21 protein-coding genes are annotated in these 23,927 nt (G+C 67.2%); 15 read left to right on the top strand and 6 right to left on the bottom strand.

Annotation, left to right across the window (positions count from 1 at the left end; genetic code table 11):
* Window position 1: 1 nt before the first annotated feature.
* The 5 genes from AB0I14_RS24355 to kdpA (AB0I14_RS24375) all read right to left on the bottom strand — a co-directional run bounded on the left by AB0I14_RS24355 (window position 2) and on the right by kdpA (AB0I14_RS24375) (window position 5,549).
* The gene (locus AB0I14_RS24355; RefSeq protein WP_358027308.1) at window positions 2-1,198 is read right to left on the bottom strand and encodes an NAD(P)/FAD-dependent oxidoreductase; all 1,197 of its coding nucleotides are present in this window, start codon (window positions 1,196-1,198) and stop codon (window positions 2-4) included.
* Window positions 1,199-1,309: 111 nt separating this feature from the next.
* Complete coding sequence (locus tag AB0I14_RS24360) at window positions 1,310-2,041, bottom strand: LysA protein (RefSeq protein WP_358027029.1); 732 nt, start codon at window positions 2,039-2,041, stop codon at window positions 1,310-1,312.
* A 117-nt stretch (window positions 2,042-2,158) separates the two neighbouring features.
* Window positions 2,159-2,887: a hypothetical protein gene (locus tag AB0I14_RS24365; RefSeq protein ID WP_358027032.1), complete on the bottom strand. Its 729-nt coding sequence runs from the start codon at window positions 2,885-2,887 to the stop codon at window positions 2,159-2,161.
* Entirely contained in the window at window positions 2,884-3,741 is an 858-nt protein-coding gene (locus tag AB0I14_RS24370) for a hypothetical protein (RefSeq protein ID WP_358027036.1), read from the bottom strand. The genes AB0I14_RS24365 and AB0I14_RS24370 overlap by 4 nt, the downstream gene beginning before the upstream one ends.
* Window positions 3,742-3,878: 137 nt before the next feature.
* The gene (kdpA, locus tag AB0I14_RS24375) at window positions 3,879-5,549 is read right to left on the bottom strand and encodes a potassium-transporting ATPase subunit KdpA (protein ID WP_358027311.1); all 1,671 of its coding nucleotides are present in this window, start codon (window positions 5,547-5,549) and stop codon (window positions 3,879-3,881) included.
* Window positions 5,550-5,828: 279 nt separating this feature from the next.
* Here kdpA (AB0I14_RS24375) and AB0I14_RS24380 point away from each other — a divergent pair, with 279 nt between their 5' ends.
* The 9 genes from AB0I14_RS24380 (at window position 5,829) to AB0I14_RS24420 (ending at window position 16,179) form a co-directional block, all read left to right on the top strand.
* Window positions 5,829-5,924 (top strand): potassium-transporting ATPase, encoded by a 96-nt coding sequence (locus AB0I14_RS24380; protein ID WP_229481739.1) that lies wholly within the window; start codon window positions 5,829-5,831, stop codon window positions 5,922-5,924.
* Window positions 5,921-6,010: a potassium-transporting ATPase subunit F gene (locus AB0I14_RS24385; RefSeq protein ID WP_019347277.1), complete on the top strand. Its 90-nt coding sequence runs from the start codon at window positions 5,921-5,923 to the stop codon at window positions 6,008-6,010. The genes AB0I14_RS24380 and AB0I14_RS24385 overlap by 4 nt, the downstream gene beginning before the upstream one ends.
* Window positions 6,010-7,680 (top strand): potassium-transporting ATPase subunit KdpA, encoded by a 1,671-nt coding sequence (kdpA, locus tag AB0I14_RS24390; RefSeq protein WP_358027040.1) that lies wholly within the window; start codon window positions 6,010-6,012, stop codon window positions 7,678-7,680. Before AB0I14_RS24385 ends, kdpA (AB0I14_RS24390) begins: the two co-directional genes overlap by 1 nt.
* Window positions 7,680-9,836 (top strand): potassium-transporting ATPase subunit KdpB, encoded by a 2,157-nt coding sequence (gene kdpB / locus AB0I14_RS24395; protein ID WP_358027043.1) that lies wholly within the window; start codon window positions 7,680-7,682, stop codon window positions 9,834-9,836. The genes kdpA (AB0I14_RS24390) and kdpB overlap by 1 nt, the downstream gene beginning before the upstream one ends.
* A 1-nt stretch (window position 9,837) precedes the next feature.
* A complete protein-coding gene (locus tag AB0I14_RS24400; protein WP_358027046.1) occupies window positions 9,838-10,698 on the top strand; it encodes a potassium-transporting ATPase subunit C in 861 nt (286 codons plus the stop codon).
* Between the two features lie 19 nt (window positions 10,699-10,717).
* Window positions 10,718-13,255, top strand: a complete 2,538-nt coding sequence (locus AB0I14_RS24405; RefSeq protein WP_358027049.1) for a sensor histidine kinase KdpD — start codon at window positions 10,718-10,720, stop codon at window positions 13,253-13,255.
* The gene (locus AB0I14_RS24410; protein ID WP_358027052.1) at window positions 13,252-13,953 is read left to right on the top strand and encodes a response regulator; all 702 of its coding nucleotides are present in this window, start codon (window positions 13,252-13,254) and stop codon (window positions 13,951-13,953) included. The genes AB0I14_RS24405 and AB0I14_RS24410 overlap by 4 nt, the downstream gene beginning before the upstream one ends.
* Window positions 13,954-13,984: 31 nt before the next feature.
* Window positions 13,985-14,200 carry a hypothetical protein gene (locus AB0I14_RS24415; protein ID WP_358027055.1) on the top strand — a complete coding sequence of 72 codons (216 nt, stop codon included), beginning with the start codon at window positions 13,985-13,987 and terminating at the stop codon, window positions 14,198-14,200.
* Window positions 14,201-14,298: 98 nt separating this feature from the next.
* Window positions 14,299-16,179: a propionyl-CoA synthetase gene (locus AB0I14_RS24420; protein WP_358027058.1), complete on the top strand. Its 1,881-nt coding sequence runs from the start codon at window positions 14,299-14,301 to the stop codon at window positions 16,177-16,179.
* On the opposite strand, the gene AB0I14_RS24425 is transcribed toward AB0I14_RS24420, so the two are convergent.
* On the bottom strand, window positions 16,157-18,037 hold the full coding sequence (locus tag AB0I14_RS24425; RefSeq protein WP_358027314.1) for a heavy metal translocating P-type ATPase: 1,881 nt from the start codon (window positions 18,035-18,037) through the stop codon (window positions 16,157-16,159). The two genes, AB0I14_RS24420 and AB0I14_RS24425, sit on opposite strands and share 23 nt — an antisense overlap.
* A gap of 142 nt (window positions 18,038-18,179) precedes the next feature.
* Here AB0I14_RS24425 and AB0I14_RS24430 point away from each other — a divergent pair, with 142 nt between their 5' ends.
* The 6 genes from AB0I14_RS24430 (at window position 18,180) to AB0I14_RS24455 (ending at window position 23,924) form a co-directional block, all read left to right on the top strand.
* On the top strand, window positions 18,180-18,533 hold the full coding sequence (locus AB0I14_RS24430) for a metalloregulator ArsR/SmtB family transcription factor (protein ID WP_358027061.1): 354 nt from the start codon (window positions 18,180-18,182) through the stop codon (window positions 18,531-18,533).
* Window positions 18,534-19,039: 506 nt separating this feature from the next.
* Window positions 19,040-19,744 carry a hypothetical protein gene (locus AB0I14_RS24435; protein ID WP_358027065.1) on the top strand — a complete coding sequence of 235 codons (705 nt, stop codon included), beginning with the start codon at window positions 19,040-19,042 and terminating at the stop codon, window positions 19,742-19,744.
* Between the two features lie 25 nt (window positions 19,745-19,769).
* Entirely contained in the window at window positions 19,770-20,555 is a 786-nt protein-coding gene (locus tag AB0I14_RS24440) for a prolipoprotein diacylglyceryl transferase family protein (protein ID WP_358027068.1), read from the top strand.
* The gene (locus tag AB0I14_RS24445) at window positions 20,552-21,058 is read left to right on the top strand and encodes a hypothetical protein (RefSeq protein WP_358027072.1); all 507 of its coding nucleotides are present in this window, start codon (window positions 20,552-20,554) and stop codon (window positions 21,056-21,058) included. The genes AB0I14_RS24440 and AB0I14_RS24445 overlap by 4 nt, the downstream gene beginning before the upstream one ends.
* An 8-nt stretch (window positions 21,059-21,066) precedes the next feature.
* Window positions 21,067-22,626 carry a radical SAM protein gene (locus AB0I14_RS24450; RefSeq protein ID WP_358027317.1) on the top strand — a complete coding sequence of 520 codons (1,560 nt, stop codon included), beginning with the start codon at window positions 21,067-21,069 and terminating at the stop codon, window positions 22,624-22,626.
* Window positions 22,627-22,838: 212 nt separating this feature from the next.
* The gene (locus AB0I14_RS24455; RefSeq protein WP_358027075.1) at window positions 22,839-23,924 is read left to right on the top strand and encodes an MPT63 family protein; all 1,086 of its coding nucleotides are present in this window, start codon (window positions 22,839-22,841) and stop codon (window positions 23,922-23,924) included.
* The last annotated feature ends 3 nt before the right edge of the window (window positions 23,925-23,927 follow it).

The raw sequence follows: 23,927 nt of genomic DNA on the forward strand, positions 1-23,927 counted from the left end.
ATCAGCGGGCATGTTCATCGCTGCCTGCCGCGGTTGCGCCGGTCAGGTCCCGGCTGATTCCCGCGGCCATCCGGCGGTGGCTCACCACCCGTAGGAACGTCGCCAGCACCCAGGTCATCAGCCGGTCCGGGACCACCGCAGCCGGCCGCAGCACGGCCTCACCGTGCGACACCTGCAGCGAGGCCACCCGGGACACCGCTGCGACCCGGCGGCGGCGGGTGTTCTCGTACCAGCGCAACGCGCTGGGCAGATCGCCGTTGGCTCCGTGATGGACATCCGAAATCGCCTTGCACAACACCATCGTGTCGAGCAGCGCCTGGTTGGTCCCTTGCGCGAGGGTTGGTGGCATCGTGTGGGCCGCATCGCCCAACAACGTCAACGCACCATGCCCCGGCCCGGGAATCGGATGGCGGAAATGCGGATAGGGCGAACGCGCCAGATCATCGTCGGTCAACGTCGCGAGTACTCGATCGACCAGCTCGGACCATCCGGTGAAATTGGCGCGGATCACCTCGATCGGGCGTTCTGGCCTGACAAAGTCCGGCGACCACGGCAGATCGAACCACCACTGCACCTCGGTGTCTCCGGCCGGCCAGAGACCGAGGTTCCCCTGCTCGCCGACGATGACGAAGGCGACGTGCCGATCGGCCCCGTCCGGAAGCGCGGCCAGCCCTTGCCAGCTGCACCAACCTGTCGGCTCCGCGTGCGGTGCGCCGACGATCTCACGGACCGTGGAGTGCAGGCCGTCCGCACCGATTACGAGATCCCCGTCCGCACAACTGCCGTCGGCGAAATCAATGCGAACCCCACGGGTGCCGTTCACGACCCCGACCACCTGCGCGTTGCACCGAATCCGTTCAGCGGGAAAACCTTCCAGCAGACGTTCGAGCAGAACCCGGCGCGGGACCATCCGGACCGGCGCACCCATCCGGTTCACGATCGTGGTCACGTCCAACGTAGTCAGCGGACGGCCGGTCGATGTCATGACCCGCACGGTGGACAGCTCCTGGCCGGCACCCGTCATGCCGACACCCAGTTGCGCCAGCACGGTTTCGCCGTTAGACCAGATGGTGACGGCCCCACCGCCGGCCCGGACCTCGGGACGCTGTTCGAACACCGTGACGTCATGGCCGTCCCGCAGCAATCCCCGGGCGATGGAGATACCACCCACCCCGGCACCGACAACGAGAATCCTCAGCGACGCTTTCGGCGCTGACTGATCGTGGTGCCGGCCCTCTGGCCGTTTTGGGCCCACGGCTCAATTTATGTCCGATGCAGGTCCGCTGTACAGGTCTGCCCCGGGCAGGCCCTACGCCGGGACAGCCAGCCCGGCACAGACGACGACCACGGGCCTAGGGAAGCGCAACGTGGCACAGGCGTCGTCGAGGGTCATCTCGATCGCGTGCGCGAACGCGGACAGATTCTCGGGCCCCGTGTCCAAGTCGAACCCACCGCCGACCAGCACCCGGGTGAGTACCGTGCCATGTGCCCGGCGAACGTCAGCCATCACCTCGATCAGGTCACCGACCGCTGCCGGATATGCGGTGAAATAGTCCTGCCTCGAATCGATTTCGCGGTGGAGACCGACCAGATCCAGCCGGCGTCCGTTGAGCACAGCGGTCACCGCGTCGGCATCCGTAGCTCCCAGTACCACCCGCTGCCGGCGGTGCCGCACCGCGCACGAGGTCAGGAGATGAATCTGAGCGATGTCGGTCACCACCACCCGCCCCACCCCGAGGTTGGCACTGCAGAACACCAGTTCGTCACCGGTGAACCCGTCGGCGTGCACCACCAGGCGCATCGGATGAATGCCCGCCCCGATCGCCGCGGCGAGGTCTCCGCTGCCCCGGACGGCGACGATCGAGCCATGATCGCGCACCCACTTGGACACATTGTTGTCCCGAAGTGCGCGGGCAGGCAGTGCGAGCTCGACGGGATCGAGGGAGCGACAGTACGCCGCGCACCGCCGCATGGCTTCCCGCTCGGGCGACAGCTGCGACGCCGCCGAAGATGTGGACCACAACCCTGCCGTGAGTGTCACCGGAACCTCTTCTTCACTGCGCGCGGCCGGATGCCGTCTGCGCTGCTCCGAGTTTTCCGCTGTCCTGACCACTCGGCCAGCATCCTTGCGGTCTCTTGACACGACCGGATGAAACATTCACGCAACATTGACATTTCGTGGCATCAACGCCGAAAAAGATGGTGCGACAGTCAATGCCGGGCGGGGGTAGCGGTAATGCGCGCACTGCTCTTCGAGTACCTCACCGAGCGCCTCGGCGACGCGGCGCAACGCCCACGGCTGCAGGCATAAGCGGCCACCATCCAATCCCGCCAGGCTGACCCGGCTCAGTACCACTGAATACCTCCGCCTGATGGCGGCCATCTCGGCGACCGCCGACCGGAGTGCACCAAACCCGACCGGATCGTCGGACGGATCAGCGGTGCTGTGCAGCCCGACGAGGTCGAGCCGACGATGCCCGAGTACCTCGGCGACGATCGAATGCGTCCCCGCGCCCCCGGGCACGAACACATGCGCGATCCGCTGAGCTCCGCGGGCAAGGACCCGGGCCTGCTGGTCGGAGTCGATGACGAATCTCGCGCTCTGCCCCATGAGACCGCGAGTTATCGCGGCTCCGTTACGCGGGTGCATCACGAGCTGCGCCGGTCGGACTCCCGACGCCAGCGCCAGGTTGAACTCAGCGGCGGTCGCGACATCGACCGTGACCCGGTGGCGTCGCATCCATCCAGCGGCGGCTTCGAAGCCAAGCAGCTCAGCCGGATAGCTCACCGCGAAATCCCGGAACGCATTGCGCCACAGTGCACAACGTCTCAGTGCAACTGTATCGTCGAGAAGATCCTGCGGCTGCTCAACGTAATACGTCGTCATGCCGCGGTCTGTCCCCCAATGGCCGCCGAGGCCGACAGAACCACCAGCGGTCGAGGGAATCTCAGCGTTCCGCAGGCATCGTCGAGCGACTCGTCGATCTCCGCAGCGAGCCGGTGCAATTCAGCCGCCCAAGTCGCGGGCGGGATCATCCGCCCGCAGCCGAGCCCGAGCCGGGTGAGGAGAACGCCGTGATCGTGACGAACCTGGGCCATTTCCGCGATCACCTGCCCGATGGCAGCCGGGTAGCTGATGAAATCTTCGTCACCGGCACCGATCTCGCAGTGCAGCCCAACCAGGTTCAGCTTGTCATGACCGACGACCGCGGCCATCGCGGCATCCGACTCGTTGCTGTCGAATCGGAAGCCGCACGGTGCAGCGGACGTCAACATACGTACGCTCGCGCTCGAATCGGACATTCGGATGACGACGTCCTGCTGGTTCACGACAGCCGATCTCAGGATCTCGATCTGCTGAACCGTTCCGGCCACGATACGGCCGAATCCGAGGCCCGCCGCCGCACGCAACTCTGCCTCCCGCAACACATCGGCGAAAACCGTGACACGCGACAGCGGAATGCTGGCCGCGACCACACCGGCGATGTCTGCCCCGGAGCGCACATCGATGCTCACGTGCTGGTCCCTGGCCCACTTGGCCGCCGTGCGATTGCCGAGAACCTCAGCGGGCAACGGCACCTCGGCGGCCCGGAACAGTCTGCGGTAGTCCTGGTAGCGCGCCAGGTCCTCACACCCGGCGTCATCTGTCGGACTTCGCCGGGCATCGCTTCCGCCGACGGCCACGCGGGCGCGCGGCACAGGTGCGGACAACATGTGCATCAGGAAATCGGAGAGCGTCACCGGGAGCTTGTTCTTCCTCGTCGAGCCCTGGCCCACTGCCAGTGGCCACTCTCCGACGATCCCGCAACCGGTGCGCCGACCACCAGGGTCTTAGCGGTCTCTTGACGCCTTGTGGTCCGAACTTGACGCTGCGTTGATCACTGCAACGCATCGGCGATCGGACCGACGACCAGCGCGGGTAGGTACTCGAGGCCGATGAGCAGCAGCGTGGCAGCCAGGGTCAGCACGATGAAGGTCGGTGAATGCGTCCGCAGCGTGCCTGCGGTGACGACACCCGGTCGTTGCGCGGCGAAGGTGCCGGCGAGGCCGAGGACCGCGATGATCGGCAGGAACCGCCCGATCACCATGGCGATCGCCAGCGCGACGTTGTACCAGGTGGTGTTGCCGCTCAGCCCTGCGAAGCCGCTGCCGTTGTTGGCTGCCGAACTGGTGAAGGCGTACAGCACCTCGGAGAGCCCGTGCGGCCCCGAATTGAGCATCGCCGCGCGCTGACCGGGCATCGCCATCGCCAGGGCCGTTCCCACCAGGACCGCGGTCGGCAGGGCGAGGAGGTAGAGGCTGACCAGCTTCATGTGCCTGGCCTGCAGTCGTTGTTTGAGGTACTCCGGCGTCGTCCCCACCATCAGGCCGAGGAAGACCGCCAGCAGCACCATCATCACCAGGCCGTACAGACCGCTGCCGGCGCCACCGGGGGTGACCTCGCCGAGCATCATGTTCAGCATCAACACCGCGCCCCCGAGACTGGCGAAACTGTCGTACGACGCGTTCGCGGCGCCGTCTCCGGTGGCAGTTGCCACCTGGCCGAACAGCGCGCTGCCGGGTACGCCGAACCGGATCTCGGTACCTTCCACCGGCCCGCCCACCGCATGTACCACGGTTCCGTGGGGCATCGAGGTGGCCGCGACCACTGCCACCGTTGCCAGGACGAAAAGCGATGCGACAACGGCGAACATGGCCCAGCCCTGCTTGCGGTCGCCCACCATCACCCCGAAAGTCCGCAGGAATGCCACCGGGATCAGCAGCATCGCGACGATCTCGACCGCATTGGTCAACGGCGTCGGGTTCTCGAAGGGATGGGCGCTGTTGACGTTGAACGCCCCTCCGCCGTCTCCCGACATCAGCTTGATCGACTCCCACGTAGCGACCGGACCGCCCAGCAGTGTCTGTCCGCCCCCGGCGAGCGTCGAAACCTCCTGGGCGCCATGGAAGTTGTTGACGACACCGAGAGCCAGCAGGATCACGGTCACGATCACCGACAGCGGCAACAGGATGCGCACCACGGTGCGCACCAGGTCCACCCAGAAATTGCCGATCTCGGAGTTCTGATACTGTCCCAGCCCGCGGATCAATGCCACAGCGACGCACATGCCGACAGCGAGGCTCGCGAACGCCTGCACGCCGAGACCGGCCACCAGTCCGACGTGGCCGAGGGTCGCTTCGCCGGGGTAGTTCTGCCAGCTGGTATTGGTCGTAAATGAAATTGCGGTATTGAACGCCAATGCCGGCGTCATTCCTTTATGGCCCCACGGTTCCGGCAAATAGGTCTGCAAAAGCAACAATCCAAATAGAAACAGCACGCCGACCGCCGAAAAGGCCAACACCGCACTGAGGTATTTGGTCCAACGTTGCTGCTCGCCCGGCGCCACCCCGACGATGCGATAGATCACCCGCTCAACCGCCCAGGTGCCGTCAGCGCTGTACACGCGGGCCATGTAGTTACCGAGCGGGACGTGCAGAAATACGACAAAGGCGACGATGGCGCACAGCTGCGCCCACGACGTCGGCCCCCATGGCGATTGACCGTCGATGGCTCCTGCTCCTCATACGCGCCGACATTTCTCATGCACGTTAAAGAAGGGAGGGCCGCGAATTACCCGCTGATTACGTAATTCCTACGCCCGGTGTGGGGCACTTTGACACCATCTTGACGACAGCTCATCCGCCCCGGACCGGCGCGCAGTAGGCCGCGGTGAGGAATCCCGTAAAGGTCTGGCAGCCGAGCGTAAAGAAGACATAAAGATCGTGGCCGGGCGCTCCGGTCGGGCGGATTCTTGAGCAGGTCGCCGAGATACGGCGCCCGTATACGTGTGGGAGAACCCATGTCCGTAGTGGTGTTCATCGTGCTGACAGTGGCTATTTTTGCGCTGCTCGGCCTGGTGCAGAAGTTGGTCGAGGGGCTGTGAGCTACGAAAACGTCGTCGGCCTGGGCCTGGCGATCCTCATCGCGCTGTTTCTCTTCGCGGCGCTGTTGTTTCCGGAGAGGTTCTAGTGACTACTACAACCGCGGGGATCGTCTTCCTCGCCGTTCTCATCATCGCGGTGGTGGCGGTCCACGTGCCACTCGGCGACTACATGTACCGCGTCTACACGTCGGAGAAGCATTCGCGCGCGGAACGCGTCATCTACCGGCTGATCGGAGCCGATCCGAAGGCCGAGCAGACCTGGGGCGCCTATGCCCGCAGCGTGCTGGCCTTCTCCGCGATCAGCGTGCTGTTCCTGTTCATCTTGCAGCTGGTACAGGGCAAGCTGCCGCTGCACCTGAACGATCCAGGCACGCCCATGACACCGGCGCTGGCCTGGAATACCGCCATCAGCTTCGTCACGAACACGAACTGGCAGGCCTATTCGGGTGAATCCACCCAGGGGCACCTGGTGCAGATGGCCGGCCTTGCCGTGCAGAACTTCGTATCGGCGGCAGTCGGCATGGCGGTGGCCGTGGCCTTGGTACGGGGCCTGGTTCGCCGCAGCACCGGCGATCTCGGCAATTTCTGGGTGGATCTGGTGCGCGGCAGTCTCCGTATCCTGCTGCCGATTTCGATCATCGGCGCGATCGTCCTGACTGCCGGCGGCGTCATCCAGAACTTCGAACTGCACACCCAGGCGATCAACACCCTCGTCGGTGGGACGCAGACCATCCCGGGCGGCCCCGTCGCCAGCCAGGAAGTCATCAAACTGCTCGGCACCAACGGCGGCGGCTTCTTCAACGCCAACTCCGCGCACCCGTTCGAGAACCCCACCACGTGGACCAACTGGGTGGAGATCTTCCTGATCCTGATGATCCCGTTCTCGCTGCCGCGGACGTTCGGCCGCATGGTCGGCAGCCCCAAGCAGGGCCTGGCGATCGCCTCGGCAATGGCCGTCATCGCCACGATCAGCGTCAGCCTGATCATGCTGTTCCAGTTGCAGGCCCACGGCACCGTCCCCACCGCCGCCGGTTCCGCGATGGAAGGTGTCGAGCAGCGGTTCGGCGTCGCCAACTCGGCGGTGTTCGCGGACGCGACGACACTGACGTCGACGGGTGCGGTGGACTCCTTCCACGACTCCTACACCAGCCTCGGCGGCATGATCACGATGTTCAACATGCAGCTGGGTGAGGTGGCTCCCGGCGGCGTCGGGTCCGGTCTGTACGGCATGTTGGTCCTGGCGATCATCACGGTGTTCATCGCCGGCCTGATGGTGGGCCGCACCCCGGAATACCTGGGCAAGAAGATCACCCCGCGGGAGATCAAGCTCGCCGCAACGTATTTCCTCGTGACACCGTTGATCGTGCTGACCGGCACCGCGGTGGCCATGGCCATGCCGGGCCAACGGGCGGGCATGCTCAACTCCGGACCGCACGGATTGTCGGAGGTGCTATACGCCTTCACCTCGGCTGCCAACAACAACGGTTCCGCGTTCGCCGGCATCAGCGTCAACACCGAGTGGTACAACACCGCCCTCGGCCTCGCCATGGTGTTCGGCCGGTTCCTGCCGATCATCTTCGTGCTGGCGCTCGCCGGATCCCTTGCCCGCCAAGGTAAGACCCCTGATTCAGTCGGCACCCTGCCCACCCATCGACCCCAGTTCGTCGGCATGGTCGCCGGCGTCACGCTGATCCTGGTCGCCCTCACCTTCTTGCCCATGCTTGCGCTCGGGCCCCTTGCTGAAGGAATTCACTGATGTCAATACCCACCCTCGACTCACCGTCGTCCACGAAGCCCAAACCCGGTAGCTCCACGCGACTTCAGGGCGGCCTGCTGGACCCGAAGATGCTCTGGAAATCGACGCCCGACGCGCTGCGCAAGCTCGACCCGCGCACGCTGTGGCGCAACCCCGTCATGTTCATCGTCGAGATCGGCGCGGTCTGGAGCACCATCCTGGCCGTCCTCAACCCATCCTGGTTCTCCTGGCTGATCGTCATCTGGCTCTGGCTGACGGTGATCTTCGCCAACCTGGCCGAGGCCGTGGCCGAGGGACGTGGCAAGGCCCAGGCCGAGTCGCTCCGTAAGACCAAGACCTCGACCATGGCCCGCCGGCTCACCGGCTGGTCCCCGGGCGCACTGGACCGCGAGGCCCAAGAAGAAGATGTGGCGGCGCCCCTTTTGTGTCAGGGTGACATCGTCGTGGTCGAGGCCGGGCAGGCCATCCCCGGCGACGGCGATGTCGTGGAAGGCATTGCCTCGGTGGATGAATCGGCGATCACCGGTGAATCCGCACCCGTCATCCGGGAATCCGGCGGCGACCGAAGCGCCGTCACCGGCGGCACCACGGTGCTGTCCGACCGCATCGTCGTCCAGATCACCCAGAAGCCGGGCGAGAGCTTCATCGACCGGATGATCAACCTCGTCGAGGGCGCCAACCGGCAGAAGACCCCGAACGAGGTCGCACTCAACATCCTGCTGGCCTCGTTGACGATCATCTTCGTCTTCGCCGTCGCGACCCTGCAGCCGCTGGCCATCTTCTCCAAGGCCAACAACCCGGGCGTCGCAGACACCCTGGCGCTCAACGGAAACGGCATCTCGGGCATCGTCATGGTGTCGCTCCTGGTGTGCCTGATCCCCACCACTATCGGCGCCCTGCTCTCGGCGATCGGCATCGCCGGCATGGACCGGTTGGTGCAGCGCAACGTGCTAGCCATGTCCGGTCGCGCCGTCGAGGCCGCCGGTGACGTCAACACCCTGCTGCTCGACAAGACCGGCACCATCACCCTCGGCAACCGGCAGGCCGCGGCATTCGTGCCGCTGTCCAGTGTCACGCCCGAGCAACTCGCCGATGCGGCCCAGCTTTCCAGCCTGGCCGACGAGACCCCTGAGGGTCGCTCGATCGTGGTGTTCGCCAAGCAGGAATACGGCCTGCGGGCACGCACACCCGGCGAACTCGACAAGGCCCACTGGGTGGAGTTCAGTGCCAACACCCGGATGTCGGGCGTCGACCTGTCCGGCGATCACCGGCTGCGCAAGGGCGCGGCGGGCGCGGTCGCCGAGTGGGTGCGTTCCGAAGGTGGCCTGGTACCAACCGAACTCGGCGACATCGTGGACGGAATCTCGGCTGCCGGCGGTACGCCGTTGGTGGTCGGGCACGTCATCAACGGCAACGCCGAGGTGCTGGGCGTCATCCATCTCAAGGACGTCGTCAAGCAGGGCATGCGGGAACGCTTCGACGAGATGCGCCGCATGGGCATCCGCACCGTGATGATCACCGGCGACAATCCCTTGACCGCCAAAGCCATCGCAGACGAAGCGGGTGTGGACGACTTCCTCGCGGAAGCCACGCCCGAGGACAAGATGGCACTGATCAAGAAGGAGCAGGCCGGCGGCAAGCTCGTCGCGATGACCGGTGACGGCACCAACGACGCCCCCGCCCTGGCCCAGGCCGACGTCGGCGTCGCGATGAACAGCGGGACCTCGGCGGCCAAAGAGGCCGGCAACATGGTCGATCTCGACTCCGACCCGACCAAGCTCATCGAGATCGTCGAGATCGGCAAGCAACTGCTGATCACCCGTGGGGCACTGACCACGTTCTCGATCGCCAACGACATCGCGAAGTACTTCGCGATCATCCCGGCGTTGTTCGTGGCGCTGTTCCCCGGCCTGGACCTGCTGAACATCATGCGGCTGCACAGCCCGCAATCGGCGATCCTGTCCGCGGTGATCTTCAACGCGATCATCATCGTGGCGCTGATCCCGTTGGCACTCAAGGGTGTCCGGTACACCCCCAGCAGCGCGTCCAAGCTGTTGAGCCGCAACCTGTACGTCTACGGCCTCGGCGGCATCATCGCACCGTTCATCGGCATCAAGCTGATCGACCTCGTCGTCCAACTCTTCCCGGGAATGTGACATGAAATTCTCCAACCTGATACGTCAACACGCAGCGGCCCTGCGGGCCCTGCTGGTACTCACCGTGATCCTGGGCATCGGCTACCCGGTCTTCATCTGGCTGGTGGCTCAAGTCCCCGGCCTGAGCGACAAGGCCGACGGATCGCTGATCGAGGCGAACGGAAAGCCGGTCGGCAGCAGCCTGATCGGTCAGTCGTTCACCGACACCGACGGCAACCCGCTGCCCCGGTACTTCCAGAGCCGGCCGTCGATGGCCGGTGACGGCTACGACCCGATGGCCACCAGCGCGAGCAACCTGGGCCCGGAAAGCACCGTCGACGGGCCCGACAAGCCCAGCCTGCTCACCATGGTGTGCTCACGCAGCGCAGCGATCGGCAAGCTCGACGGTGTCGACGGCGCCCGCCCGTTCTGCACCGGCGGCGGTGTCGGAGCGGTGTTGTCGGTGATCGGAACGCGCGACGCCCGCGGAAACGTCATTCACCCTACGAAGGTGGTCAGCGTCAACGAGCCATGCGATACGACGAAGACGCCGTTCCTCAACACCTATGAGGGCGTTCGGGTGGAATGCGCGAAGGCGGGCGAGGACTACAGCCTCGGCCTGATCGTGCCGATCCGCGGCAGCGCGCCCGCCGAGCCCGCGGTGCCGGCCGATGCGGTGACCGCCAGCGGAAGCGGCCTGGACCCGCACATCTCCTTGGCCTACGCCGATCTACAGGTGAACCGGGTGGCCAAGGCCCGGGGTCTCAACCCCGAGCTGGTGCGCGCCATGGTGGCCCAGCACACCGACGGGCGCACCCTCGGCTTCTTCGGCGAACCGCGGGTCAACGTGCTCGAACTCAACATCGCCCTCGACGCGCTGTAGGCACGAGGATGATGGACTTGTGAATACGCCGTCGTCGGGCCCCACCAAACGCGGTGAGCTGCGTATATATCTGGGTGCAGCTCCCGGCGTGGGTAAGACCTACGCGATGCTCGGCGAGGCCCACCGCCGGCTCGAACGGGGCACGGACCTGGTTGCCGCCGTGGTCGAAACGCACGGGCGCAAGAAAACCGCCGATCTGCTCGACGGCATCGAGGCCATCCCGCCGCGCTACGTCGAGTACCGGGGAGGCCGCTTCCCCGAACTCGACGTAGCTGCGGTGCTGGCCCGCAACCCGCAGGTGGTGTTGGTCGACGAACTCGCCCACACCAACACCCCGGGCAGCAAGAACCCCAAGCGCTGGCAGGACGTCGAGGAACTGCTCGACGCCGGGATCACCGTGATCTCGACGGTCAACGTCCAGCATCTGGAGAGCCTCAACGATGTGGTCACCCAGATCACCGGAATCGAGCAGCAGGAGAAGGTTCCCGACGAGATCGTCCGGGCAGCCGACCAGATCGAGCTTGTCGACATCACCCCGGAGGCGCTGCGCCGCAGGTTGTCCCACGGCAATGTGTACGCACCGGAACGCATCGATGCCGCCATGTCCAACTACTTTCGGCGCGGAAACCTCACCGCACTGCGCGAATTGGCCCTGCTGTGGCTCGCCGATCAGGTCGATGCCGCGCTGGCCAAGTACCGCGCCGACAACAAGATCACCGACACGTGGGAAGCCCGCGAACGCGTCGTGGTCGCCGTCACCGGCGGCTCCGAGTCGGAAACTTTGGTACGCAGGGCATCCCGCATCGCGTCGAAATCCAGCGCCGAGCTGATGGTCGTGCACGTCGTCCGCGGGGACGGACTCTCGGGTATCGCGGCGCCCCAGATGGGCAAGGTGCGCGAGCTGGCCAACAGCCTGGGCGCCACTCTGCATACCGTCGTCGGCGATGACGTGCCCACGGCGCTGATGGATTTCGCGCGCGAACGCAACGCCACCCAGTTGGTGCTCGGCACGTCGAGGCGGTCCCGCTGGGCCCGGATGTTCGACGAGGGCATCGGGGCGGCGGTGGTGCAGCAGTCCGGCAAGATCGACGTGCACATGGTGACCCATGACCAGGCCCGTCGCGGGTTCGGCCTCTCGACCGCCACACCCCGCCAGCGCCACATCATGTCCTGGCTTGCGGCCCTGGTGGTTCCGTCCGCGATCTGTCTGGCGATCGTCACCCTGCTGGACCCGTACCTCGGAGTCAGCGGCGAAAGCGCCCTGTTCTTCATCGGCGTGCTGATCGTCGCGCTGCTCGGCGGCGTCGCTCCCGCGGGGCTGTCCGCCCTGCTGTCCGGGCTGTTGCTGAACTACTTCCTCGTCGACCCGCGCCACACGTTCACCATCGCCGAACCCGACAGTGCGGTAACCGTCGTCGTGCTGCTGTTGGTCGCCGTCGCGGTCGCGGCACTGGTCGACGGCGCCGCGAGCCGGGCGCGCGAAGCCAGGAAAGCCTCGCAGGAGGCGGAACTACTGACGCTGTTCGCCGGGTCGGTGCTCCGCGGCGCCGACCTGACCACCCTGCTGGAACGCCTGCGGGAGACCTACTCCCAACGGGCGGTGAGCCTGCTGCGGGAACACGCGGGCACCGCCGAGATCGTGGCGTGCGTCGGCACAAAGCCGTGTGCCGAGGTGGACACCGCCGACACCGCAATCGAAGTCGGGGACGACGAATTCTGGCTGCTGATGGCCGGACGCAAACTGGCAGCGCGCGACCGCCGCGTGCTGAGCGCCGTCGCCAAACAAGCTGCGGGCCTGGTCAAACAACGCGAGCTTACCGAGGAGGCCGGCAAAGCGGCAGCCATCGCACAGGCCGATGAACTGCGCCGGTCACTGCTCTCGGCGGTCAGCCACGACCTGCGCACTCCGCTGGCCGCGGCCAAGGCGGCGGCGTCGAGCCTGCGCAGCGAGGACATCGACTTCTCGGCCGAGGACACCGCCGAATTGCTGGCCACCATCGAGGAATCCGTCGACGCGCTCACCGCGCTCGTCGGCAACCTGCTGGACTCGTCACGGCTGTCAGCCGGGGTGGTTCGCCCTGAGCTGCGCCGGGTCTATCTGGAGGAGACAGTGCAGCGCGCGCTGCTGGGAATCAGCAGGGGCGCCACCGGATTCACCCGGGAAGGCCTGGACCGGGTGAAGGTCGAGGTCGGCGACGCCGTCGCGATGGCTGACGCCGGGTTGCTCGAGCGGGTCCTGGCCAACCTGATCGACAACGCGCTGCGGTATGCACCCGACGGCCCCATCCGGGTCAGCGCCGGGCAGGTGGCCGACCGGGTACTGATCGCGGTGATCGACGAAGGACCCGGAATGCCGCGCGGGGCCGAGGAACAACTCTTCGCACCGTTCCAGCGGCTCGGCGACCAGGACACCACCATCGGCGTCGGGCTGGGACTGTCCGTTGCGCGCGGCTTCGTCGAAGCCATGGGCGGGACCATCTCGGCGACCGACACCCCCGGCGGTGGCCTCACCGTCGAAATCGACCTTGCTGCACCGCCAAAGGACGAACCGGCATGACACCCACCACCTCCGCCAAAACCCGCGTCCTGGTGATCGACGACGAACCCCAGATCCTTCGCGCGCTGCGAATCAACCTGTCGGTGCGCGGCTACGAGGTCGACACCGCTACCGACGGCGGGCAGGGACTGCGCGCTGCCGCCGACCACCGGCCGGACGTGATCGTGCTCGACCTCGGGCTGCCCGACATGTCGGGCATCGAGGTATTGGCCGGCCTGCGGGGTTGGCTCTCGGCACCGGTGATCGTGCTCTCGGCCCGCACCGACTCGTCGGACAAGGTCGAGGCGCTCGACGCCGGGGCCGACGACTACGTCACCAAACCCTTTGGCATGGACGAGTTCCTGGCCCGGCTGCGGGCGGCCGTGCGCCGCGGCGCGGCAGCTTCCGAAACCGACGAGCCCGTCATCGAAACCTCCTCGTTCACCGTTGATCTCGCCGCCAAGAAGGTGACCAAGAACAACAACGAGGTGCACCTGACCCCCACCGAGTGGGGCATGCTGGAGATGCTGGTGCGCAATCGCGGCAAGTTGGTGGGCCGCGAAGAGCTGTTGCGTGAGGTGTGGGGACCGGCCTACGCCAAGGAGACCCACTATCTGCGGGTGTACCTGGCGCAACTGCGCCGCAAACTCGAGGACGATCCGTCACATCCGGTCCACCTGCTGACCGAGGCGGGGATGGGTTACCGCTTCCAGGAGTGAACCCAGCGGACGCACAGGCCGCCGTTCGCTGGTGGACCTCGACACACCCGAAATCCACGGATACAACCCCGATTACGGCTACCGCGTGTACACCGACAAGGCGATCGAGATGTGCCAGGCGGCGGTACGGCCGGCGACCCCGCTCGGGATCGAGCCGGTACCCGTGGCGCCCAAGACGAAGAAGGGCGGTGCGGGCCGGTCGGTCGCCCAGCCGGCCGGGCCGTCCCCGGCCTCAGATCAGGCCTGACGACCGATCACCGCGGGTTAACGACCTTCGGGCGCGGACCGGCCACCGACCAGCGACAATCACCGACCTCGGCCAGGCGGGCACGCTACGGTGCCGGTATGTCAGGTGATGCTGCCCTTTACCGTGCGCTCTTCGAAGCCAGCCTCGACGACCCGGCCACGTTCTGGGCCGACGCCGCCAAGGCGGTGACCTGGACGTCCGAGCCGCAGCGCGTACTCGACGACACCCACCCGCCGTTCTACCGGTGGTTCCCCGACGGGGAGCTCAACACCTGCGCGAACGCCCTGGACCGCCACGTCGCCGAACGCGGCGATCAGACCGCACTGATCTACGACTCCCCCGTCACCGGCACCAAGGCGACGTACACCTACCGCGAGTTGTGCGATGCCACAGCCCAGTTCGCCGGGACCCTGCGTGGGCTCGGGGTGAACAAGGGCGATCTCGTGGTGATCTACATGCCGATGGTCCCCGAGGCCGTCATCGCGATGCTGGCCTGCGCCCGCCTCGGTGCGGTGCACTCGGTGGTGTTCGGCGGGTTCGCCGCACACGAGCTGGCCACCCGCATCGACGACGCCCGTCCGACGGTGGTGGTGAGTGCGTCCTGCGGGATCGAGCCGACGCGCGTCATCGAGTACAAGCCGATGCTGGACGCGGCGCTGAACATCGCCGAGCACAAGCCCAGGGCCTGCGTCATCCTGCAGCGCGAGCAGAGCCCCTGCGAGCTGGTCGACGGACGCGATCACGACTGGCAGCAGCTGATGGCCACCGCCAAACCGGCCGATCCGGTGCCGGTGGCCGCCACCGACCCGCTGTACGTGCTGTACACGTCGGGCACCACCGGCAAACCCAAGGGCATCGTCCGTGACAACGGCGGGCACGCGGTGGCCCTGCTGTGGAGCATGCGCCACATCTATGACGTGGCACCCGGCGACGTGTTCTGGGCAGCCTCCGACGTTGGTTGGGTGGTCGGACACTCCTACATCGTGTACGCGCCACTGCTCTTGGGAGCGACAACCGTTCTCTACGAAGGCAAACCGATCGGCACCCCCGATGCCGGCGCGTTCTGGCGGGTGGCCGCCGAGTACGGCGTCAAGGCGCTGTTCACCGCCCCGACCGCGATCCGCGCGATCAAGAAGGAAGATCCCGACGCCACCCGGGTGGCCGATTACGACCTGTCCGGGCTCAAGTATCTGTTCCAGGCCGGCGAGCGCCTCGACCCCGACACCTACCACTGGGCCGCCGACAAACTCGGCATCCCGGTGGTCGACCACTGGTGGCAGACCGAAACCGGATGGGCGATCGCCGCCGACCCGATGGGCGTCGAACCCCTGCCGATCAAGGCCGGTTCGGCCACCGTGCCGATGCCCGGCTACGACGTACAGATCCTGCGTTCGGACGGCACCCGGTGCGAGGCCGGTGAGGAAGGCGCCATCTGCATCAAGCTGCCGTTGCCGCCGGGCACGCTCCCCACGTTGTGGGGCGACGACCATCGCTACGTCGCGTCGTATCTGTCTGCGTTCACCGGGTATTACCTCACCGGCGACGGCGGGTACCTGGACTCCGACGGCTACCTGTTCGTGATGGGCCGCACCGACGACGTGATCAACGTCGCCGGACACCGGTTGTCGACCGGGTCGATCGAGGCCGTACTGGCCGACCATCCCTCAGTGGCCGAATGCGCGGTGATCGGCGTCGCCGACGAACTCAAGGGTCAGGTGCCGCGCGGCTTCGTGGTGCTCAAGACCGGGGCCACGACCGACGGGATCACCCAGGAACTGGTCGACCGGGTGCGGGAAAACATCGGCGCGGTAGCGGTTTTCAAGAAGGTCGACGTGGTGGCGGCGTTGCCGAAGACCCGCTCGGGCAAGATCCTGCGCAAGACCATGCGCGGTATCGCCGACGGGCTCGACGAGCCCGTGCCCTCGACCATCGAGGATCCCGCGGTGCTCGACGCACTCAAGGACGTCCTGCGCCCCTGAGCAGCCGCAGCCCGTTGAGGGCGACCAGGATCGTCGACCCCTCGTGACCGGCCACTCCGAGCGGTAACGGCAAGTGTCCGAACAGGTCCCAGGCCACCAGGACGGTGATGACCGTGGCGGCGATGACCAGATTGGCGATCACCAGTCGCCGGGCCCGCCGCGACAATGCGATCACCGCGGCGATCGCCGAGAGGTCATCCCCGACGGTGACGACGTCGGCGGTGTCGACCGTGAGATCGGCACCGCTGTGCCCCATCGCCGTCGAGGAATGCGCGGAGGCCATGGCCGGCGCGTCGTTGACCCCGTCGCCCACCATCAGTACGCGCCGCCCGGCGGATTCCAGCTCCCGGACGGCGGCGGCCTTGTCTTCGGGCAGCAGTCCGGCTCGCACGTCCTCGATGCCCAACTGCCCGGCCAGCCGCGCCGCCGCCGCGTGGTTGTCACCGGTGAGCAGCACCGGCGAGCATCCGGTGAGGGCACGCAGTGCCCCCACAGCAGCAACCGCCCCTGGACGGACCTGGTCATGCAGCCCCAGTACCCCGATCGCCTGGCCGTCGACGGTCACGATGACGGCGGTAACCCCGGTGGCTTCGATCTCGGCCACGGCCGGGATCGCCGGGCCCGCATACGCTGCGGGGCTGAGCACCTCGACCGGGCGTCCGTCGACGACCGCGGCTACCCCGCGGCCTGTCCGGGCCGTGAAGCCGGTGGCATCAGGCACCGCGATGGCACGCGATGCCGCCGCGGCGACGATGGCGCGCCCGATCGGGTGCTCACTGAATTGTTCTGCGGCAGCGGCGGTTGTGAGCACATCCACCTCACCGGCACGGCCCAACGTCACCAGTTGCGACACCTGGGGAGCGCCTGTGGTCAGTGTTCCGGTCTTGTCGAGCACAACGACGCCCGTGTCGGCCAGTCGCTCCATGGCGACCGCGGATTTCACCAACACGCCGCGACGGCTGGCGTTGGCTATCGCGCACAACAAGGGCGGCATCGTGGCGAGCACGATCGCACACGGCGAGGCCACGATCATGAACGTCATGGCCCGCAACAGAGTTGAGCGCACATCGGCACCCAGGGCCAGCGGCACCGCGAACAGCGCCAGGGTGGCGACCACCACGAGTACCGAATAGCGCTGTTCGACCTTCTCGATGAACAACTGGGTCTTGGCCTTGGTGGCCGACGCCTCGGCAACCATCGCGACGATGCGGGCCACCACCGTGCTCGAAGGGTCCCGCGTGACCGTGACCTGCAGCGCCCCAATGGTGTTGAGTGTTCCGGCGAAGACGTCGTTGCCCTTTTGTTTGGCGACCGGCAGCGGTTCACCGGTGATCGACGACTGGTCGACGTCCGAGGATCCACCGATCACGGTGCCGTCGGCCGAGATCCGTTCCCCCGGCCGGATGAGGATCTGGTCGCCGGGCCGCAACGACTCTGCGGCGACGATGTGGTGGGCGCCGTCGGCGTCGAGCAGGGTGGCATCGGCCGGGGCCAGGTCGAGCAGACCGCGCACCGAACGTTCGGTGCGCGCGGTGGCCACCTCCTCCAACGCGCCCGACGTCGCGAAGATGACGATCAACAGCGCGCCGTCGAACACCTGCCCGATGGCCGCCGCACCGATCGCCGCCACGATCATCAGCAGGTCGACGTCGAGCGTGCGGTCGCGCAGAGCCTGAAGGCCCGCCCACGCAGGTTCCCAGCCGCCGGTGAGGTAGCAGGCCAGATACAGCGTCCACCACACCGGCTCGGGAGCGCCCGAGAATTGCGCGGCCACCCCGGCCAGGAACAGTGCGAGTGCTGCGACAGCCCACCGCACCGAAGCCACCGACCACAGCCAGCCGATCGAACGACCTGGCATCGGCACAGGGCGGCCAAGCACCGGCGCGGGTGCCAGAGCGGTCATGGAGCGTCTCCCGTCGGATGCAACAACAAATACCTTTATACATGTAGAGATTGAAATGTATCAATGACATTCGGGCCCGCGTGCTTGAATGAAAGGCATGGGCCACGGAGTTGAGGGGCGCGCGACACCGGCAGCGTCCCTCGACGCCGCCTCAGCGGCCAAAGTCGCCGAGACTCTGCAGGCCCTGGCCTCCCCCAACCGATTGCTGATCCTGACCCGGCTGCGGGAATCGCCGTGCTCGGTCACCGAACTGTCCGCGGCAGTCGGCATGGAGCAGCCCGCGGTCTCCAATCAGCTCCGGCTATTGCGGGCGCTGGGCCTGGTGACCGGTGACAGGTCTGGCCGCAATATCGTGTACCGGCTCTACGACAGCCATGTGGCGCAGCTGCTCGATGAAGCCATCTACCACATCGAGCACCTCCGGCTCGGCGCCCGCGACACCATCGCCTGAGCCCCTAAAACGGTCGCAGCCAAAGAGTTTCACACACTGTTCACCGGAGCGTGCGCCTCCGGAACGAGACTCGTGGCAAAAACGCGCGCCATTGCCGGAATCCTTTATTTTCGCGGTGGCCCGAACTATTGTGAAATCGTTATATGTTGATATCCGCCCCAACTCGGGAGTTTGCTGTCGGCTCACCGGCAGCACCCGAACAGTGAGGAGTTGAACGACGATGCGCATGGCAACCAAGGGATCCTGCACCTGTCGCTGTAATGCCTGCGACGGTGGCCACCACTGCGGAAACCCCCCGAACTGCAACGCGCGGCGCTGACGCCGTCGGTGACCTGTCGCCCGGGCAACCGGCGACAGGTCACCACCCGAACCCGCCACACCGCCTGAACATGAGGCCATAACCCATCGATCGCACCGATCGGTCGTGCGATCACGCGCTTTCTCGCTCGCTTCCCGCTCCCGCCGCCTCCCGCGATCTCCCTCTCTGCTGGCTTATGCTGCGGCCTGTGCTCACCGCGCTGGTCTGGGGCCTGGTCGCCGCATCCTCATTGCTGATCGGCGCGATCGCCGGTGTAATCCGGGACTGGAATCAACGCCTCGTCGGCCTCGTCCTCGGTTTCGGCGCCGGCGCGCTCATCTCCAGCATCTCCTTCGAACTCGCCGAGGAAGGATTCCGGGCCAGTGGCGCCTGGGCCGTGGCACTCGGCCTGGCCCTCGGGGCCGTGGTGTTCTATCTTGCGGACAAGGCAGTAGATCGAATGGGCCGCAAGGGAACCCAGACCGCCGGGCTGCCGCTGCTACTGGGCGCCCTGCTCGACGGCATTCCCGAACAGGCCGCGCTCGGCATCGGCATCGCGACCGGAGCCGGCGTCAGCCTCGCCCTCGTGGTGTCCATCTTCGTGTCCAACCTCCCCGAAGCCATCGGATCGGCAAGCGACATGCGAACGGCCGGTGAGCCGACCCGCCGGATTGTGGGCGGCTGGGCCGTGATCGCCGCACTGTGTGCGCTGGCCACGGCCGGCGGCTATCAGCTGCAGAATGTCGCCGGAGCCCAATTCCAGGGCGGGATCAACGGGTTCGCCGCCGGCGCGCTGCTGGTCATGTTGGTCGGCTCGATGATCCCGGAGGCCACCGAGAAAGCCCGAGAGAACGCCGGACTCGCGGCCGTGCTGGGATTTGCCGTCGCCGCGGGCCTGTCGCTGGCTGGGTGAACCGGCCGCGGGTTAGGTTCGGCAGGTGACTGCGCAGTGGCACCTGGGGCCCGTCACCGTCGGGGTGCACAACCTGTTCGTCGCCCTCGGGGTGTTCGCCGCCCTGCTCGTGTTCGTCGCCGAGGCCCGCCGGCGCGGCGCGGTCAACGAGCAGTCCGTGGTCGCCGCGGCCGGGGCGCTGATCGGTGGCGCCGTCGGCATGAGGCTGACCGGGTGGTTACATCACCTTGACTTCAGCGCCAATCCGAGCCTGGCGCAAGCCTGGCAGTTCGGCTCGCGCAGCATCCTCGGCGGGTTGCTCGGCGCCTATCTCGGCGTGCTGATCGCCAAGCGACTGGGCGGTTATCGCGGAAAGACCGGCGACCTGTTCGCGCCCGCGGTCGCACTCGGCATGGCGATCGGCCGCATCGGCTGCCAACTCACCGAAGCCCCCGGACGGCCCACCACCCTGCCGTGGGGAATCCACGCCCCGGCCGACACCCCCGAATGTCCTGGATGCCTGGCCGGAGTCGCCATGCACCCGTCATTTCTGTACGAGATCGCCTTCCAGCTCACCGCATTCGCCGTACTGCTGTGGCTGCGCCCCCGGATCGGCAGGCCCGGTGAGCTGTTCGTGCTCTACGTCGCCGGCTATGCGGTGTTCCGCTTCCTCGTCGAGTTCGTCCGGGCCAACGAGACCGTGTGGCTGGATCTGACCCGCCCGCAATGGTTCCTGCTGCCATCGCTGCTGATCCTGGGGTTTCGGCTGTGGTACGGCTACCGCCGCGGGTACTATCGCAACCCAGCCCACACTCAGGAGGTGCCCGCATGACGACACCGCCCGGCCCACCTGACGACACGCCTCCAGACGGCTTCCAGCCTCCGGCGTTCGGACCGCAAAGCTTTGAGCCACAAGGGATCCCGCCGGCCTATCACGGCGAACCGGCTCCACCCCCGCCGCCACCCCCGGGCTATGCCGGATATCCGTACCCGCCCGGCTATTCGTACGGCCCGCCGCAACCCGAGCGGCGCATCTCCGTCGCCATGGTGATCCTCGGCCCGTTCCTCTATGCCGCACTCAACCTGGTGATCGGGTTCGCCGGCTTCATGGGTGCCGGCGCCGCCGACAGCGCGGGCGGCAGCACCAACCTCGTCCTGGGCGGCACCGCGGTTCTGCTGGCCGTCATCGCATTCGGCGGCGGCACGGCGATGCTGTTGTCCAAGAACCCGACGGCCAAGGGCCTCGGTATCGGACTGATGGTCGGCTGGGCCCTGGTCTCGCTGTTCACCGCCGGATTCTGCACCGGCATCAACCCCGATCTGTACGCCCTGTGAGCACCGGAATGGGGTTGCGCGGCGACCGTCTGCACCGCTACGTCACCGCGTTCTGCCCGCACTGCCATAGCGAGGCGCCCGAGCGTCCGTTGGCCGACGTCGCGCGCCTGGCCGGCATCCTGGTCGAGCGCGACGGGCACATCTGGCTCGAACGCGGCTGCCGCACACACGGACTGGTGCGCACCCTGTACGACGAGGATCCCGAGATCCTGTCGTACCTGGAGGAGTGGACCGCCCCGACCAAGGCCCACATCCCCGATGTCGCCGGGAACTTCGACCCCATTCCCTCGGCCTACCTGCGCGGCCTGCCCGAGATGCAGACCCAGCACACCTGCATCCTGCTGCAGGACATCGCCGAGACCTGCAACCTGCGCTGCCCCACCTGCTTCACCGACAGCTCGCCCGACCTCCGGCATGTGGTGCCCACGGCTGACGTTCTGGCCAACGTCGATCAGCGGTTGGCCCGGGAGAACGGCCGCATCGACGTTCTGATGCTCAGTGGTGGCGAACCCACCCTGCACCCGAACCTGGCCGACCTGCTCGATGAGCTGGTGGCCCGGCCGATCACCCGGATCCTGGTCAACAGCAACGGGGTCCGCATCGCGGGCGACGACGCCCTGCTTGATCTGCTCACCACGCACCGCGAACGCGTCGAGGTGTACCTGCAATACGACGGTTTGTCCGAGCAGGCCCACCGCCATCACCGCGGCGGCGATCTTCGGCGAATCAAAAGCCATGCCCTACAGAGGCTCTCCGAGCGGGAGATCTTCACCACCCTGGTGATGACGACCGCACTGGGCGTCAACGACGACGAGATCGGCGACATGGTTCGGCTGGCCCTGGAGACTCCGTATGTCGGCGGGCTGACCATCCAACCGCAGTTCGGCTCCGGACGCTCGGGCGCGATCGACCCGATGAACCGGCTCACCCACACCGGGGTGCTCAAGCGACTGGGCCCGCAGACGGGCGGCGCCGTCACCTGGCGCGACCTGACCGCGCTGCCCTGCTCGCACCCGCACTGCTGTTCGGTCGGCTACCTGGTCCGTGACGACAGCGACCAGTGGCGCTCGCTGGTATCGCTGATCGGCACCGAAAGCCTCAAGGACAAGCTGGGCCTGGTCTCCAACCGGATCGCCGACACCGAGATCCCCCGCCAACTGCGCGTGGCGGTGCAGGAGTCACTGCTCGGGCTGCTCTCCGAGCAGTCGTCGCTCTCGCATCCTCAGATCGGCGACGTCTGGCGCGCCATCTGTGAGAGCTGCGACCTGGGAATGGGGACACTGCTGACGCTGGCGTCCTCGGCTTTGCCGGGCCGTCGCCGCAAGATCCGCAAATTGCTGGGCGAGCGCGTCGTGCGCCTGACCGTCAAGCCGTTCATGGACATGTCCACGATGATCGAGGAGCGGCTGACCCAGTGCTGTGTGCACGTCGGCACCCGCTCCGGGCAGTCGGACTCGGCACAGCATCAGTGCGCGCCGTTCTGCGCCGTACAGGCCTGGCCCGCGCTGGGGCGTCAACGGCTGTCCCTGTCGGTAGGGCAGGCATTACCGCTCATCGAGATTCGATGAGGTGGCGAACGGGCTGGTCATGGTCGCATTCGGGCCCGACCTGCAGCCTCGGAGACCAGGTCAACGTCGCTTTCTGCCAGGCGCCGATGGCAGAAACTGCGAACTACTGTTCCTAACCGTCCTCTTAAGCTGATAACTTCGCATGAAGTGGGTGTCCCACTGCCGGGGGCCTGCCTTTCTTTTTGGACCAGTCAGGAGTGAACGCCTTGAAGATGACGAATATCAGTACGGCCTTTGCCGGAGCGGCCGTCGCCGCCGCGGCGATCGTCGCCGCGGCCCCGATGGCGCTGGCCGACGCCGACGACAGTGCCGTCACCACCACTGCGCTCGGCGGCCAGGGCAAGCTGGACGGCGGCACCCAGAGCTGGACGATCAACGACCTCAAGCCGAGCACTGACACCATCAACTACACGCCTCGCGGCACCCTGTGGGAGGTCACCGCGACCAACGAGGCCCTCGAGGGCTCGGTGACGCCGATCGTCTCCAACTTCAACATCCGCGCCGCTGACGGCCAGAACTACCGTGCGCTGTTCCAGGTGCCCAGCACGCAGGGCGTCAACCCGGCCACCCTGGCCCAGGGCCAGAAGACCAGCGGCAAGATCTACTTCGACGTGACCGGCGACCAGCCGACCTCCGTCGTCTACAACGCCGGCGGCCATGACGTGCTGGCGTGGGACAAGACCGCTGCGCCCGCCGCAGCCCCGGCTGCCGGCGCACCGAAGCGTCCGGCCCCCGCCGCGGCTCCGGCTGCCGCCCCCGCACCTGCTGCCGCACCGGCCGCCGGCGCTCCCGCTGCTGCTCCGGCCGCCGTCTCCCCGGCACCCGCGCCCGCCGCCGTCCCGGCTGCACCGGCCGGCACCGGCGCAGGTAGCCGCGCGACGGACCTGCCTGCCGCCACCCCCGCGGCTCCGGGCGCTCCTGCCGCAACCCCCGCCGCTCCGGGCGCTCCGGCCGCAACCCCAGCCGGCACCGAAGCGGTTCCGGCCGCTCCGGCACCGGGCGCCGAGTCGACCCCGGTCGCACACGGCACGCCGGTCTCCGAGGGTGCACCGGCACCGGCCGCCACCGGTGCGGGCAACGCCGCCACCGCGATCTCGCCGGCCGAGGGCGTGCCCGCCGAGGGTGTGCCCGCCGCTGCTCCGGGCGCTCCCGCCGCTCCGGCTGCTCCGGCACCGGGTGCCCCGGCCGCTCCGGCCACCGAGCCCGCGCTGGTTCCCGCCGGCACCCAGCCGGTCGTCACCACGCCCGCCCCGGCCCCCGCGGTCGCGCCGGCGAGCAACCACGGGACCGTGTCCTGATCT

This window comes from Mycobacterium sp. NPDC050441 (genome assembly GCF_040655355.1).
In the GTDB taxonomy this organism is placed as follows: Bacteria; Actinomycetota; Actinomycetes; order Mycobacteriales; family Mycobacteriaceae; genus Mycobacterium.